The sequence below is a fragment of the Bifidobacterium pluvialisilvae genome, from assembly GCF_019331695.1.
GTDB lineage: Bacteria > Actinomycetota > Actinomycetes > Actinomycetales > Bifidobacteriaceae > Galliscardovia > Galliscardovia pluvialisilvae.
In genome coordinates this window covers 86,533-99,513 of the sequence record NZ_JAHBBI010000010.1, presented here as the reverse complement: position 1 = coordinate 99,513, position 12,981 = coordinate 86,533, and the positions used below count along the sequence as shown (strand labels likewise).

The 12,981-nt window shown below is 61.1% G+C and carries 24 protein-coding genes and 1 tRNA gene; 3 read left to right on the top strand and 22 right to left on the bottom strand.

The window, feature by feature from the left end:
• Positions 1-598: 598 nt before the first annotated feature.
• From KIH77_RS08760 to KIH77_RS08660, 20 genes are all read right to left on the bottom strand, one after another.
• A tRNA-Tyr gene (locus KIH77_RS08760) sits at positions 599-676 on the bottom strand.
• 151 nt (positions 677-827) lie between these two features.
• Positions 828-1,478, bottom strand: coding sequence for a hypothetical protein (locus tag KIH77_RS08755; RefSeq protein WP_219101036.1), 651 nt, complete (start codon positions 1,476-1,478; stop codon positions 828-830).
• A 378-nt stretch (positions 1,479-1,856) separates the two neighbouring features.
• Positions 1,857-2,156 (bottom strand): hypothetical protein, encoded by a 300-nt coding sequence (locus KIH77_RS08750; RefSeq protein WP_219101034.1) that lies wholly within the window; start codon positions 2,154-2,156, stop codon positions 1,857-1,859.
• Positions 2,153-2,410, bottom strand: a complete 258-nt coding sequence (locus KIH77_RS08745) for a hypothetical protein (RefSeq protein WP_219101032.1) — start codon at positions 2,408-2,410, stop codon at positions 2,153-2,155. The genes KIH77_RS08750 and KIH77_RS08745 overlap by 4 nt, the downstream gene beginning before the upstream one ends.
• Before the next feature lie 20 nt (positions 2,411-2,430).
• Entirely contained in the window at positions 2,431-2,781 is a 351-nt protein-coding gene (locus KIH77_RS08740) for a hypothetical protein (protein ID WP_219101030.1), read from the bottom strand.
• Positions 2,782-2,811: 30 nt separating this feature from the next.
• Positions 2,812-3,321, bottom strand: a complete 510-nt coding sequence (locus tag KIH77_RS08735) for a hypothetical protein (RefSeq protein ID WP_219101028.1) — start codon at positions 3,319-3,321, stop codon at positions 2,812-2,814.
• Positions 3,318-3,590, bottom strand: a complete 273-nt coding sequence (locus KIH77_RS08730; protein ID WP_219101026.1) for a hypothetical protein — start codon at positions 3,588-3,590, stop codon at positions 3,318-3,320. The genes KIH77_RS08735 and KIH77_RS08730 overlap by 4 nt, the downstream gene beginning before the upstream one ends.
• Complete coding sequence (locus KIH77_RS08725) at positions 3,587-4,159, bottom strand: exonuclease domain-containing protein (RefSeq protein ID WP_219101024.1); 573 nt, start codon at positions 4,157-4,159, stop codon at positions 3,587-3,589. The genes KIH77_RS08730 and KIH77_RS08725 overlap by 4 nt, the downstream gene beginning before the upstream one ends.
• Complete coding sequence (locus KIH77_RS08720; protein WP_219101022.1) at positions 4,156-4,512, bottom strand: hypothetical protein; 357 nt, start codon at positions 4,510-4,512, stop codon at positions 4,156-4,158. Before KIH77_RS08720 ends, KIH77_RS08725 begins: the two co-directional genes overlap by 4 nt.
• 13 nt (positions 4,513-4,525) lie before the next feature.
• A complete protein-coding gene (locus tag KIH77_RS10495) occupies positions 4,526-5,542 on the bottom strand; it encodes a helix-turn-helix domain-containing protein (protein WP_236024588.1) in 1,017 nt (338 codons plus the stop codon).
• A gap of 106 nt (positions 5,543-5,648) precedes the next feature.
• Positions 5,649-6,023 carry an HNH endonuclease gene (locus KIH77_RS08705; RefSeq protein ID WP_219101018.1) on the bottom strand — a complete coding sequence of 125 codons (375 nt, stop codon included), beginning with the start codon at positions 6,021-6,023 and terminating at the stop codon, positions 5,649-5,651.
• Positions 6,020-6,295 (bottom strand): hypothetical protein, encoded by a 276-nt coding sequence (locus tag KIH77_RS08700; RefSeq protein WP_219101016.1) that lies wholly within the window; start codon positions 6,293-6,295, stop codon positions 6,020-6,022. Before KIH77_RS08700 ends, KIH77_RS08705 begins: the two co-directional genes overlap by 4 nt.
• Positions 6,292-6,573 (bottom strand): hypothetical protein, encoded by a 282-nt coding sequence (locus KIH77_RS08695; protein WP_219101014.1) that lies wholly within the window; start codon positions 6,571-6,573, stop codon positions 6,292-6,294. The genes KIH77_RS08700 and KIH77_RS08695 overlap by 4 nt, the downstream gene beginning before the upstream one ends.
• Complete coding sequence (locus KIH77_RS08690; protein WP_219101013.1) at positions 6,570-7,877, bottom strand: ParB/RepB/Spo0J family partition protein; 1,308 nt, start codon at positions 7,875-7,877, stop codon at positions 6,570-6,572. The genes KIH77_RS08695 and KIH77_RS08690 overlap by 4 nt, the downstream gene beginning before the upstream one ends.
• Positions 7,877-8,194: a hypothetical protein gene (locus KIH77_RS08685; RefSeq protein WP_219101011.1), complete on the bottom strand. Its 318-nt coding sequence runs from the start codon at positions 8,192-8,194 to the stop codon at positions 7,877-7,879. Before KIH77_RS08685 ends, KIH77_RS08690 begins: the two co-directional genes overlap by 1 nt.
• Positions 8,194-8,757 (bottom strand): single-stranded DNA-binding protein, encoded by a 564-nt coding sequence (gene ssb, locus KIH77_RS08680; protein WP_219101009.1) that lies wholly within the window; start codon positions 8,755-8,757, stop codon positions 8,194-8,196. Before ssb ends, KIH77_RS08685 begins: the two co-directional genes overlap by 1 nt.
• Positions 8,758-8,759: 2 nt before the next feature.
• Positions 8,760-8,918 (bottom strand): hypothetical protein, encoded by a 159-nt coding sequence (locus KIH77_RS08675; RefSeq protein ID WP_219101007.1) that lies wholly within the window; start codon positions 8,916-8,918, stop codon positions 8,760-8,762.
• Positions 8,915-9,085, bottom strand: a complete 171-nt coding sequence (locus KIH77_RS08670; RefSeq protein WP_219101005.1) for a hypothetical protein — start codon at positions 9,083-9,085, stop codon at positions 8,915-8,917. Before KIH77_RS08670 ends, KIH77_RS08675 begins: the two co-directional genes overlap by 4 nt.
• 80 nt (positions 9,086-9,165) lie before the next feature.
• Positions 9,166-9,402, bottom strand: coding sequence for a helix-turn-helix domain-containing protein (locus KIH77_RS08665; protein ID WP_219101003.1), 237 nt, complete (start codon positions 9,400-9,402; stop codon positions 9,166-9,168).
• A gap of 411 nt (positions 9,403-9,813) precedes the next feature.
• A complete protein-coding gene (locus KIH77_RS08660; protein WP_219101001.1) occupies positions 9,814-10,074 on the bottom strand; it encodes a helix-turn-helix domain-containing protein in 261 nt (86 codons plus the stop codon).
• A gap of 93 nt (positions 10,075-10,167) precedes the next feature.
• On the opposite strand from KIH77_RS08660, the gene KIH77_RS08655 reads away from it, so the two are divergent.
• The 3 genes from KIH77_RS08655 to KIH77_RS08645 all read left to right on the top strand — a co-directional run bounded on the left by KIH77_RS08655 (position 10,168) and on the right by KIH77_RS08645 (position 11,681).
• Entirely contained in the window at positions 10,168-10,563 is a 396-nt protein-coding gene (locus KIH77_RS08655) for a helix-turn-helix domain-containing protein (RefSeq protein ID WP_219100999.1), read from the top strand.
• Entirely contained in the window at positions 10,560-11,039 is a 480-nt protein-coding gene (locus KIH77_RS08650; RefSeq protein ID WP_236024587.1) for an ImmA/IrrE family metallo-endopeptidase, read from the top strand. Before KIH77_RS08655 ends, KIH77_RS08650 begins: the two co-directional genes overlap by 4 nt.
• A 78-nt stretch (positions 11,040-11,117) precedes the next feature.
• Entirely contained in the window at positions 11,118-11,681 is a 564-nt protein-coding gene (locus KIH77_RS08645) for a hypothetical protein (protein WP_219100997.1), read from the top strand.
• A gap of 47 nt (positions 11,682-11,728) precedes the next feature.
• Here the strand turns inward: KIH77_RS08645 and KIH77_RS08640 are convergent, their stop codons facing one another.
• Together KIH77_RS08640 and KIH77_RS08635 are read right to left on the bottom strand one after the other, a co-directional pair.
• Positions 11,729-12,568, bottom strand: a complete 840-nt coding sequence (locus tag KIH77_RS08640) for a hypothetical protein (protein ID WP_219100995.1) — start codon at positions 12,566-12,568, stop codon at positions 11,729-11,731.
• A 1-nt stretch (position 12,569) separates the two neighbouring features.
• Complete coding sequence (locus KIH77_RS08635) at positions 12,570-12,896, bottom strand: hypothetical protein (protein WP_219100993.1); 327 nt, start codon at positions 12,894-12,896, stop codon at positions 12,570-12,572.
• Between the last annotated feature and the right edge of the window lie 85 nt (positions 12,897-12,981).

Below are 12,981 nucleotides of genomic sequence, written 5' to 3'. Positions count from 1 at the left end.
TCGGAGACACCTCACCGGCGGTTCGGCCGCCCCGGCCGCCTACCCCCACCCCCCGTATGGGGAAACCGTTGGTATTGCAACGTTTTTGTTTGAAAAAAATTTACGAGAGGTCTTGCTCTCGTGTCGCCGCCGTCCTGCGTCGTTTGACGCTGATTGGCGATGAAACTGAATCAGTCCTGCCGGAATCCTGCGGGTCGTGTGCGTGCGGTCTTGGTGTTGTGGCATGCGACGCAGATGCCTCGGCAGTATTGAGGATCGTTCGGATTGAGTCCTCGCTCGATGAGTTCCGTTCGTTCGAACGGATAGTGGTCGCAGACTGTTGACGGCTTTCCGCACAGGCCGTGGTGTCTGCCGCAGCCACCGTGCTCGATGTCGTCGCCCGGGCACACGCAGCGTGGGTCCCGTGCCAGCACCCTGGCCCGGCATGCCCTGTGCCCTGCGCTGGTGTAGGGGTTGTGTCCTCTGGTCAGGCGTCTGCCCTTCCGTCGTCGGCAGGTCTGGCATTTGGTCGCCGGCGCCTCGACGAGGTTGGGACAGCCTGGGGTGGAGCATACCCGGTATCCCATGGGGTCTCCCGTCGTCAGGGGCTGGATGTGAGTGGTGCCGGAGGGAATCGAACCCCCATCGTCGGAGACTGTCGGGTTACGGCCGACACGCAGTCCACCTGCTCGACACCGGGAGACACGCCGTGCAGACTGATCGGAGAACACGGCGTGCTTTTGTTGAGAGAGAAATTGGGCAGCGATATGAGAAAACCCCTGAGACCAAAGGCCTTAGGGGTTTTCATACTTATCGCTGTAGCGATTATATCACAGGTGCGTGTAACCCTACTCCTGCTTGAAATCCGTTTTTCGTTCAGCCAGTTCCAGCAGCCGGAGAATCGGGAACTCCCGATAACCGTTCTCGAGCTTCGGCGCCGTGATTCTACCGCTCCGGATCCAGTTGTTGACGTCGTCGCGGGTCACGTCGATGCCGGTCTCCTTTGCCGCATACCTCGCGGCTCCCGATGGCGTCTGCGTAGTGTGGAATCCTTCCAGCTTGCGTCGTGCGTCGGTCCTCAGTTGGGCGACGTTGAGCAGTGCGTTGCATCCCTTGCAGACTATCCAACTGTCCTCCTTCGCGGCATATGCCAGGCTCTCGCATGTGGGGCAGACGCCGATGAGCCGGCGCAATCGAGGCGGACGGTCGGTCAGCCTTTCGATGCGTGTGTTGGCCCGGACGACCTCGCCGAAGTAGTAGGCCGCGCCGTCGGCCGCCGTTACCTGCCTGATGTTGATGAGGAACGATCTGATCAGTCTCGGCCACGGCAGGGGACAGAGTCCGGAATCTCGCGCGATGGAAACGAGCAGGTATTCCACGTCTCGGCCCACGTCCTCGGCATGCTCATCGATGCCAAGCCGGGCGAATGCGGCTCGGCCGCCGTGCCCACGCTCTCCGAAATGCACCTCTCTGCGTATCACCAGCTGCAGGACGTCCATATGTCGGCGCAGGATATCCAGTTGCCGAGCATAGTCCCTTGCACAGTGGCTGCATATCCGCTGCTCGTTGGATATGTCGGCCGCGTTGCATGTCGGACAGATAGCCATCGTCACCTCTCTCTTGATTGCTTGGCCTGCTCCAATGCCGCACACACTCTCATGATGACGGACTCCAGTTGGTTGATCTCGGTCTCGGAGAATGTCGTCATGTTCGCGAGCGCTGTTGTTTTTTTATGCCGTCGGTTTTGGGGGTCGTGCCGTCATGTTGATCAGGCATGGCTGGGACGGTCGTGTTCATTATGTTGATTCCGCTGTTGTCTTGACCGGGCAGCAGATTCTTCTGTTCGTCCGTCAAGCGCGTGTATGGCCTGACCCCGCTCATGGCAGCACCTCCACGGTTTCGAGGAGTTTGCCGGCCAACGCGCGGATATCATCGTTATCCGTGTTCTCCTCGCTGTAGAGGGCGGGCGCGAGGCCAAATCCGAGGGCATCGAGACTCGTGGTGATCGCGTTGGCGAGTGATTCCAGGCGGCTGATGTCGCCACGATGGTCGGCGGCGAGGGCTTCGACCTGCACGTGCTGCCATCCCGACTGTTCGAGACGACGCTCCGCCTCCGTGACAGTGGTGTCCTGCGCGTCCTTGCACGTGAACGTGACGATGATACGCGGCTCAGTCATTGTTTATCTCCTTCTGGTTCCGTGGTGGCTTTGAGAACGTTGTCGATGGCTTGGGAGATCAGGATGGCCTGACGGGGCGTGTATGTCGTGGGAACGATGATGGTACGCGTCGAGACGGGAACGTTATTGGCAAGCCGGTAGGTGATGCGCGTGATCTCAGAATCGAATTCCGCGCATTCAAGCACACCGTATGCGACGGTAGGGGCCGCGAAGCTTGCGGCGGTTCTGGCTTCATTGTCGCTGTTGTCAGTCATTGGGGTTCCTTTCGGAAGTGTTATTCGAGCATGGGGTCGTCCCGGTAGCGGGCGCGGATGCCGGGGTCGGTCGTGCGGCGCATGGATTGGATGAGCCGTCGTGTGTCAGGGTCGTCCAGGTCCACAGGGTCCGCGGTCCCGAGCCGGATGTCGGCGTCGCATCCGTCGCACAGGTCGTCGTCCTCGTAAAACGTCGTCTGCGCGCCGCAGCGGCGGCATGTGCCGTGCCATGATCGCGATACGCCGTGGAGGAATCTCCAGCATCGATCGCACAATGGGGTTCTGACGGTTTTCAGCGGCAGGAGCTCATGGCAGTGGGAGCATTCACCCCGCCGCCGGCGTCTCGCCGACCTGCTTCCCGGCCCGGTCATTGCCATTCCTTTCCTTCTCCGGTTCGGCACTCATCGGGGTCCTCCCATCAGTGCTTCCGCGTTGGCGAGTTCCCGTGTCTGCCATCGGAGCAGCATTTCAGGTGTGGCGTTGCGCGGCAGTGGGTTCGGGTCGTACGTCCGGCCATGCCCCCTGTCCGCTCGGGTCCACCTGCGGTAAAGCCGGCGCCGTTCCTTCCATGACAGTTCCACGCTCGCGTCGACGATGCGCACCACCTCAAGCCGGACGCACCGGTAGGACTCGATGGGATCCTCCTCGCTCGCGGTGAGCTCGCAGCCGACGGGACGCACCTGATAGACGTCGCCACGCCCGTACATGCTCGCATGGAATCGTGCATACAGGCGGTCGGGAGTGCAATACACCTGATTGGGATGCTTGGTCGCGTCGATGGGCGCATCCTCGCCCCGCTCCCTACGCATCCTGCAGATGGGGCAGTCATCGTAGTTGTCGCGACTATGACCGGGCTCGATCAGATCGCCCGGCTTGAGACCGGGCACACCACCGTGATACAGGACACTCACTCGTCCACCACCCCACGCATCGCGGCGACGGCATCCCGGACCGCATCCAGATAATCCGACTTGTCCGCACAGTTCGTGTACGAGTCCCATCCCGGATAGCCCGGCTGCTTCAATCCCTCGTAGACGGCGGCGGCCATGGCCTCCACCTCCTCGTCGGTCAACGGTCGGCGAGCGCCGTCCAGGTATCCTTGGTGGTAGGCGAGCCAGATGGTTTCGGGGTTGGGGTTGTGTGTGGTGAATTGTTGTTGTGCTTCGAGGGTGAGGCTCATTTCATGTTCCTTTCGAGGAGGGTGCGGATGAGTTTGTAGGTTTTCCATTCCACGTTCAGGCATGTGTCGCTTCTGTGGTCGGTGGTGCCGGTGGAGGCGTGGATTTGCTGGATGATGTCCGGGTTGATGCTTTCCATCGTGAGGATGAGGCTTGATACGTCCACTTGGCGGTGGCTGAGCCGGCGCATGGTCTCCGGCATTCTTCGGGAGAGGAAATCCACGTCGAAGTGGATGCTGAAGCCGGTCGGGTGCAGCACATGGTCCGTGGTGAGGCGGCGGATCCATTGGTCGAACGTGTCCATGACCGTTGGCCATGAGCAGTCGTCCGAACCCGTGTGGTCGAGCTCGTGGATGAGGTTGTTGGCCGTATGCGTCTCATATGCCCAGGCGCTCAGGTTCTCGCGGACGTGACGCCAGAAGCGGGGTTTGACGAGTGAATGGTATTCCTCGCCGGTCTTCTCTCCCGTCATGTCCGTGAGCATGGCGCTGATCTCCAGCAGGCTGTCCCTGACCGGGTCCACGCCGGTGGTTTCGATATCCAGCCAGAGCAGCATGTCCGTTCCGCTCATTTCTTCTTCCTCCCGTGCTGTCTGTCGTAGCGTTCATGGGCCTTCGCCAGGATTTCCTCGCGATGCGTCTGGTAGTATTCCCGTTTCCGTCCCGTGCTGACCCTCCATGCCTCATAGCATTTGCGGCACATGCCACGGGCCTTCTTCCGGCCGCAGTCCCCACCGCAGGATTCGCAGATGCGGTCCGTGTATCTGGGGCGGCGTGTTCGCGGGCTCGACCCCGATTGCATCTGTCTCACGTAAGCCGCCAGTTCCGGATCGCGGATTATCTCGTCGAACAGACTCGGATGCGTCGGCAGGTTCCGGGCCACCGGAGGCCGGACCGTCAACGTGCTGTGCGCTGTGATGGTCATTGTTCGCTCCTTCCTACGCGACCTGGTCCAGCTCGTCCGGTGCCACACGGCCCAGCAGCCTGTCCACGGCGGTCTGCGGGTCCACGCCCTCGTTGAGCATGTCCGCCAGCCGTTGACGGGCCTGCGAGCGCTGGCTTGAGCCGAATCCGTGGGTGTTTTCGGTGCTGAACCGGTGTTCGATGGGTTTGATGATCGCGGTGACGTGTTCGCATCCGGCGCTGTGACGGTGGGGTGGTTCCACGTGGCGTGGCGGTGTGGGTGTTGGCTTGGGGTTGGGGTTGCAGGCGATGTTGAGTTCCTTGCCTCGGCGGAGCCAGTTGCGGAAGGCGGCGTCGGGGTTCTTGGGTGTTTTCCCTTCGGCGAGGCAGCGGTCGCGGAACTTGTCGGCTTCGCGTTGGAGGTCGAGGCCGCATTCGTCGGCGAGCTGTTGGGCGTCGGGGTTTGGTTTCCATTCGGTGATGGTTTTGATGGTTTTCTCGCGCGCGTGACTCTCTAAGGGTTCTATTAAGGGTTCTTTAAGGGTTTGGGTGCAGTGGGCTTCACCCCTCTGGTGCGCTGTACTGCACCGGTCTGGTGCAGTGGGCTTCACCGGTGCGGTGGATTGCAGGGGTGAAGTGGGCTTCACCCCTGTTTTGCGTGTTCTTTTTTTCTTGGTGATGCTTGGTTTTGCAACGGTTTCGACGGGTGTTGCGGACTGCACCGGTGCAGTGTGCTTCACCCCTGTTTTAGGATTTTTCATGTCGGTGCCCACACGGGGGAAGATTTCGTACACGGTGGGCCGCTGGCCTTTCGCGTAGTTGTGCAAGAGGCGCTGGTCTCCCCTGCGGATGAGTCGCATTCGTTCGAGTTTGCGCAGGCAGGTCTGCACCGTGCGTACGCTCTTCTCCAGCTGATCGCTCATCGTGTTGACGCTTGGCCATGCCATGTTGTCGTCGTTCGCATAGTCGGCGAGGATGACGAGCAGCAGTTTCGCGCTCGAATCGCCGCCAAGCTTCGTCTTCTTGGCTCGCGCCAGCAGTTCCACGCTCATGGTTCGTCTCCTTGGCTTAGCTGCCACCAGCAGTGGCGGCAGACCACGTATTTCGCTTTCGTATGCCAGATCTCACGCCTGTGGCATATCAGGCAGATCGTCTCGTTCATGCCGCCTCCGGCGGATCCGTCACGGTGATGTCGCCGTTGTCGTTCAACATCACCCATTGGGGGCGGTCGGAGCGGGCGTAGCGGAGCATGGGCGTCTCCGACGGATCCCTGCCCATGCGCACCAGCAGTCCCAATCGGTAGGCTTCGGCGGGGTGCGCGTGCACCCACCCATGGCATCCCGTCGTGCCCGTGCCGCAGATGTCGATGAGATTGCTGGGACGATGTAGCAACGTCGGGTCGGGTTGTTGGCTGCGCAACTGGCGGTGATGGCGTCCACCCGGCGAACCCGGCAGATATCTGCCGCACACGCTGCAGCATCGTCCATCCCGCTCGTCCACCAGACGTTTCACGCTTGCGGATGGTTGGCTCATAGCGCACCTCCCAACGGGTCGCAGTCCAAGGCCAGGCTGTCGGCCTCCCGCCCCTGCTCCTGCCCCTGTATCCGAATCCAGAAGCAGCCGTATTTGGTCCCATCCGCGGCGACGGCCTGGAAGTAGCCACCGTCCGGACTGTCGCTCATCGACTGCGAGCTCAACACCCTCATGCCCTCCGGCGTGCCCAGTGCGATGCAGGAGAGTATGACGCACAACGCCACCACCCCGCAGGCCGTGACCGTGCGCAGTATCATGCCGAACGTCCTCATAGCCTCTCCTCCAACACGTTGACCGCGGTGAACGGGGCGACAAGCTCATGTCGGGGATCCTCACCGTAGTCCGTCCGCAGGGTCTTAGGGGGCGTCGGAACCTTGACGACCGGGACCCTCTGCGGCATCATGCCCATCTCCACATACCCGCTGCGCTGGTGGACCACGCTCAACGCGCCGTCCACCGTCTGGCCGCGCATGTCCCGTGCCAGGAACCGGTGGCCCAGCAGTTCGCCGGGCGTCATCCTGGTCCAATCGACGCTCACCGAGGTGTTCATTCCCGTTCTCCTTTCACATAGGCGCCGTCCAAGGCGCTTTTCTCGTCGTCGCCCACCTCATAGCCGAGCCGTTCCAGCAGCCGGTAGTAGGGGCGGACGATGGATTCCAGAGTCTTCTCCCGTTCCCACGCCTCCGGAGACAGGGCGTTTTCGACGAGGGCGGACAGGTCGCAGACCGCCCGCAGCGTCGGGTCCGTGGGCTTCAGGCCTTCGAGGATGTCCTTGCGGTAGTCCTCCAGCCTGTAGGGCAGTTCCTGGGCGAAGACGAGCCCGGCGGCGAGGCCGGCCAATCCCGCCAGCGCCTCCGGGTCCGTCCTGCGGCGTTCACGGACGAGCCCGTGCAGGAACGCGATGCGCAGGTTCAGGCAGAACGACGCGAACGCGTTGATCCGTCTGGTCCTCTCCCACTCGATGCGGGCGCGTTCCTGCCGTTCCCTGTCGGCCTGCGCGGTCGCCGCCTTCTCCTCATCGGTTTTCCGGATGGCGAGACGGATGTCCCACTGCCACATTTCGGCGTCCTCGTCGGGCACTCGTGCGACGAACGGGCCGGTCCGGCCCTCCAATGCCTCGGCGACGGTACGGCCTCCCGGTCTCACGCTGTCGGGGAGGGACGTGTATTCGCCCCAGTCCATCTGGTCGATCAGGGTGATGTCGTCGCGGGAGCCGATGTAGTCGAGCTGACGGCGGCGCCATTGCGCCCATGCGATGCGACGGCGTTCACGTTCCGCCACGGCGTGGAGGTTGCCGCCGCCCGCGGCCTCCGCCACCCGCTTCTGGGCTTGGGGATGGTCCCTGAACTCGCTGATGGTCAGCCAGTCCTCCAATGAGAGCTGCTGGGGTTTGGACACCCGGTCCCGGATGCCGGGGTCGATGGCCGCGACCTTCAGCCGTTGGCGTACGTATCGGGTGCTGCGGCCCGTGGCCTTGGCCATCTCCTCCGTGCTCAGCCCGAGGTCCAGCAATCCCTGGTAGCCGGCGGCCTGTTCGGTCAGCGTGAGGTCGCTGCGCTGGTCGTTCTCCACGATCATGAGCTCCCGCTGCTCCCGTTCGGAGAGTTCCGCGACGGCGCAGGGCACCGTCCGCAGTCCCGCCTGTTTCGCGGCCGCCAGCCGACGGTGGCCGATGATGACCTTGTACCGCTCCCGGCCGTCCGCGCGGCGTCCGTCATGGACGACGAGGAGGTTCTGCCGGATGCCCTGCGCCTTGATGCTTTCGGCGAGGTCGGTCACGTCGCCCACGTTCCCTCGGGGATTATGCGGGTTCGGGACCAGTTGGCCCACGGGGATTTCCACGATGTTCTGCATCAGTCCTCCTGTAGCTGCGGGAACAGTGCCTTGAGCTGGCGGGCGCTCTCCCCCACCCAGCCGTTGCCGGCGACGGCGATGACGCCCGACAGTCCGGCGGGTGCGACGTGTTTGCCCGAGCCGGTGCGGTGCGTCAGGCCTCGGGCGAGCCGGCGCAGGACGCCGACGGCCACGTTCGACGCGTCACCGGGCCGGAGGGTGCCGTTGGTCTTGCGGGCCTGGACCTCCTCCAGTTCCAGGAGGGCCTCCCTGGCCATGTCCAGTTGTTCGGGGTTGAGGCGCATGGAACGGTACCGCGCCTGTGCCGTGCCGCGCATCAGAAGTCGGGCTCCCCGTTGGTGTTGAACTCGTCCTGTGGTGTGCCGTAGTCGGCGTGGCCGCCCCACGGATCCTGCGTGGCCTCGCACGCCTGGGACTGCGGGCTCGGCGGATGCGGCTGATTATGCTGGGCTCCTACGAAGCCGCCCTGATAGCCTCCCTGACGGACCGGCTGCCCGTTCCCGGATTTCGTGCGTTCGGCGACGGTCTGGTACCGGCTCAGCCCGGTGCCGATCTCGTCGACGCGCAGCTCCGTCGCGGTACGGTTCACGCCCTGGTCGTCGGTGTAGCGGCGCTGGCGCAGCCGGCCCTGGGCGATGACGCGCATCCCCTTGGTCAGGGATTGCGCGATGTTCGTGGCCAGGGTGAGCGTGCGCCCGTCCCATGCGCTGCATCGTAGGAACATGGCGTCCTCGTCCACCCACTGATTCTGTTTCGCGTCCCAGTGGGAGGGCGTGGATGCGATGGTGAAGTTGACCACCGTGCCGCCGCCGGGCGTCTGTCGTAGTTCCGGGTCGGCCGTGAGGTTGCCGATGACCGTGATGACCGTTTCGTTTGCCATTTTCAGGGCCTCCAATGGATGGCGAGTAGGAGCAGGTATGCGATGGAGAGGAGCAGGAGCGCGAGCAGGATCATCCAGCCGTCGGATTCGTGGGTGCCCCACAGCAGCATGACGCATCCCATGAAGCTGAACGCTGCCGCGCCGATGTGCAGGAGTCTCACAGGGCCTCCTCCAGCCGGTCCAGCAGACCGGAGAGTGATGCGTACGCCACTGCGCTGGCCGATGCCGTCAGCACGCTGATGGTGGCCACGATGCCGACGCTGACGATTCCGGTCGCGAAGCTGATGCCGAATACGACGGCGGATGCGATGGTCAATATCCTTGTCATGTCTCTCTCCCATGGGTGGTTTCCCCGCCGCCACCCGGCCGGAAGGAATTGGTGGCAAATGGCGGCGGGGAAGGAATCGGTTATGCCATGAGCGCCTTGACGCTCTGCGGCGAGATCATCCACTGGCTGCGTTGCGTGCGTTTGCTCATGCGCTTGCGGGCCTTGAGGTCGCCGCACGCGATCATGTCGTAGATGGTCTTGCGGTTGCGGATGCCCAACAATTGGGCGGCTTCCGCGACGCTGAGGCTGATACGCCGGTCGAGGTCATCGACCGTGAGTTGACGGGTCGTATCAGATATTCGGATGGCGCTTGTCATCGCGACCACTTCCTTCTGTTGTATGACCCCCGCAGAGCGCGGGTTTCAGCGCTTGAAGCTCTCGTTCGAGAGACTCGGCCCGATCTCGAAGAGCGTCTATACGATCCGAACGGCGTCGTAGTAAGTCGCAAAGCAGCTGAATCACTACGACGTCGATGGAATGAGAACGATCGTTTGGAACACCCGGCCCGTTAGAGGCCCACGCCTCCAGCTCCTCTCGGACGGCCCTCCTCATCGCGTCATACTCCGACGATGGCTCCCGGATGTGCCCATCCGCGCCCACCCGTTCCGGCGACACGTCGAACCCGTCCGCCGGCGTGGGAACGCCCTCCGAACACAGGCGGCGCAGCCTCGCCACCAGTCCGTCCATCTCAACGGCGAGGCGACGGACCTCGTTCACGTCAACGCCACTCATGGCAGCACCTCCTTGTCGGCGAGCGCCGAAGGATGCTTGGAGGCCGTCAGGGTTTCAAGAGAGACGCCTGTGGCATCGGAGATTTGTGCCAACTCCAACACCGTAAATGGTGAGATTCCGGGATTTTCCAACCGGCGGTTCAGTGTCGTCCGGGCAATGCCGGTTTTTTCTGATGTTGCCAGCACGCTCAGCCCGGCATCGTCCATGGCGGTGGAGACGTTTCTTGCAACGGCCTTTGCATACTCGATAATGTCCATAGCTGACATAGTACTGCCCATATGGGCAATGTCAAGTTATGACACGCCCATATGGGCAGTGCAATAGTGCTGCATTGTGGTTATACTGTCCACATGGACATTAACGAAGCAACGGCTAAGGCATTATCGGCGGAACGGTCGGCCGCCGATTTGACGATTAAAGACCTTGCCAGGAAATCAGGCATCCCAGAACGGACTCTCATTCGAATCCTGAAGGGGGAGCGTAATATCAACGTCATTCAGATAGCGCAGCTTTCGTCGGTCTTTGGCATCTATCCTCATGAGGTGATTGAATCCGCTGAGCGATTTATCGAGCGCGCAGAGCGGGGACCAGTCGATTTACATGATGCTTCGTCTGCGAGCGCGTCTGATGATGCTGACGCTGAGGCTCGTGTGCGGCGGGCGCTGGCGAAGCTCAACAAGAGCGACCACACCCTGGCCTCCTACCACGACGAGAACAAATACCGGGAAATGGGAGAGGAACAATGAACCGCATCATACCCGTCACGTCAACGATGACGTACGGGCAGATGCACGCCGCCGCCCAGGGACTCGGAATCATCATCCGCAGCCTCCCCCGCATGGAAGGCAGCCTCATGGGCGCCTACGACGAGGAAACAAAGACGATCTTCCTCGACCAACGACTCCTCCCCGTACAAAAACGATGCACCCTCATGCACGAACTCGTCCACTGGGAACACGGCGACGAAACATGCGGCACCATCTACGACACCAAAGCCGAACGCCGCACACGCATCGAAACCGCACGCCGGCTCATCACCCTCACCGAATACGCCACCCTCGAAAACATCTACGAAGGAGACAAATACGCCATCGCCGAGGAACTCAACGTCACCGTCAGCCTCCTCGAAGACTATAGAACATGGCTGCAGGAGAACGCATATTCATCCGTTGCCATGCGATATAGACGCCAAATCCTTTTAGCGGGAAAGAGCCGCATCTGATAACATTTACACCGTTACAAGCCACCACCGCCTCTCACCGAAGCACACTAGGGTGGCATTTTTGTATCAAGGAGAACGATGGAAGAAGAGAAGCAGCCGGAATACGGGCAAATGGCGCCCGCTACCCCACCGGCCCAGGAGGAGACCAAACAGCCCGGCCGCAACAGGCTTATCATCACCATAGCCGCTGCCGCCGCTGCCGGCCTCATCATCGGAGGAGCCATAGGAGGATTCGTCGGCCACTCCACCGGTTACACCGCCGGGCAGGCGGCAGAGGTCGCAGCCCAGAAACAAGCGGCCAAAGACACTCACAAGAAAAAAGTCGCCGCATACGAAAACCTCACCAACAAGCTCAGCTCGACCTACGACGAATGCTATCCGAGCGGCATCAAGAGCGACTACCTCATCTACTACGAGGGCACACTCGAACTGTCCACCACGAAATACTCGGCAGGCACCACCCTGAACTGCATCGAGGAAAAACTCGACATGCCCTCGGCGCTAGTCAGCCAGATAGGCCAGACGAACGCATACAACGGCGTACAGAGCAAAGACTTCGATGGATACACCACCACATGGAGCTTCAACTGGAACAAGGGACTCAGTTTCAGCGTCACCCCTACCGAGCCCAAGCCCGAATAGGGCAATCCCGGCGGCCGACAGCGGACGCCGGGAGAATAATCACCTAGTCATGCGGTAATCGTCCTCTGCGTATTATCGGGATCGCAATCATGGATTTTCGCCAGGAATTCCAGTTTATCGTAGGAGCGGGAAATGATGGATGCTGCCACGGCATGATTCATCTTCCGCATGGCATCCTGATTGGATTCCAGAGTGAAGTCCTTGTCCGCCTCATACAGCCCGGAATCATCTTCTGCGATGACGACGCCGACGTTCTTGTCACGGTATCGGAGTCTCACGCCAAGCATGGATGTCGGATGCATCGACAGGGCCTTGATTTCTTCGTCAGTCAGACCCTGACCCCGATACTGCTTCTCCCGTCGGCCTTTCGTTGTGGGGAACGTTATGAAACTTTCCCCCTGTTCCCACACTTCTGCGATGAAGCCTTTGTCAACTGGATACGCAGAACGCTTGAAGGCGGTCAGGGCACGATTGTAGGAAAAGCGAACCAGGGGAATCAGTCGATCATGGTCTTTGTCATAGCCGTATACCGTTACACGGGTATGGCTTTTCTCGCCTATTGTCACGTAAACGCTTTTGGCGTATTCAATTAGACCCTGCTTTAACGAGGTTAAAGCCAGTTCCTCAGCTTGGGCGGCACGCGTAAACTGGTCCGAGGTCGCCTTATTCGTTTTACCGTCGTGCCGCTTAATCAAGTAATCGACCAAAAGCAGAACAAGCCCACCACCAAGAAAACCCCAACCGGGCCGTGTGGCAGCGATATCAGGTCCGGCTAGGACTCCGCCGACGGCGGTGCAGGCAGCGGAACCGCCGGCAGCTGTCCAGCGAACCGCCCGATACAGCAGGTGTCCGGCAGCCGACAGCTCATCCGAAAGATCTTGATCCATGTCAGACCAGACTCAGCTGCTTGGTCTGATCGACAAGGAAACGTTTGGATGTCTCGTTAAGGGCATCCACTGTCTTAAGACGCTGGATGTCATCGAGATCGTCGATGTCGATGCCGCTGTTTTTGATCGCCGTCAACAGCTTTTTTCCGCTTTTGAGATTGGCGTCGTTGAAGGAATCGGCATCCACGTTGAATTCGACGGAAACAAAGCCGTCCTCATTCGTCACGCGAGCCCCGTCAAGGGCCTTCTCCAGATTCTTGATGAAAGCAGGGTTGTCTGCGGAACGTAACCCCTTTACTTGGAAAGAGGTGGCCAGTCGGATCTTCATATGCCCTCTTTACATTTCTACATTAATGGGCTCCGCACCGGGAGCGTCCGTCTTCGTTAGCTATAGACATACAACATGCTACAGA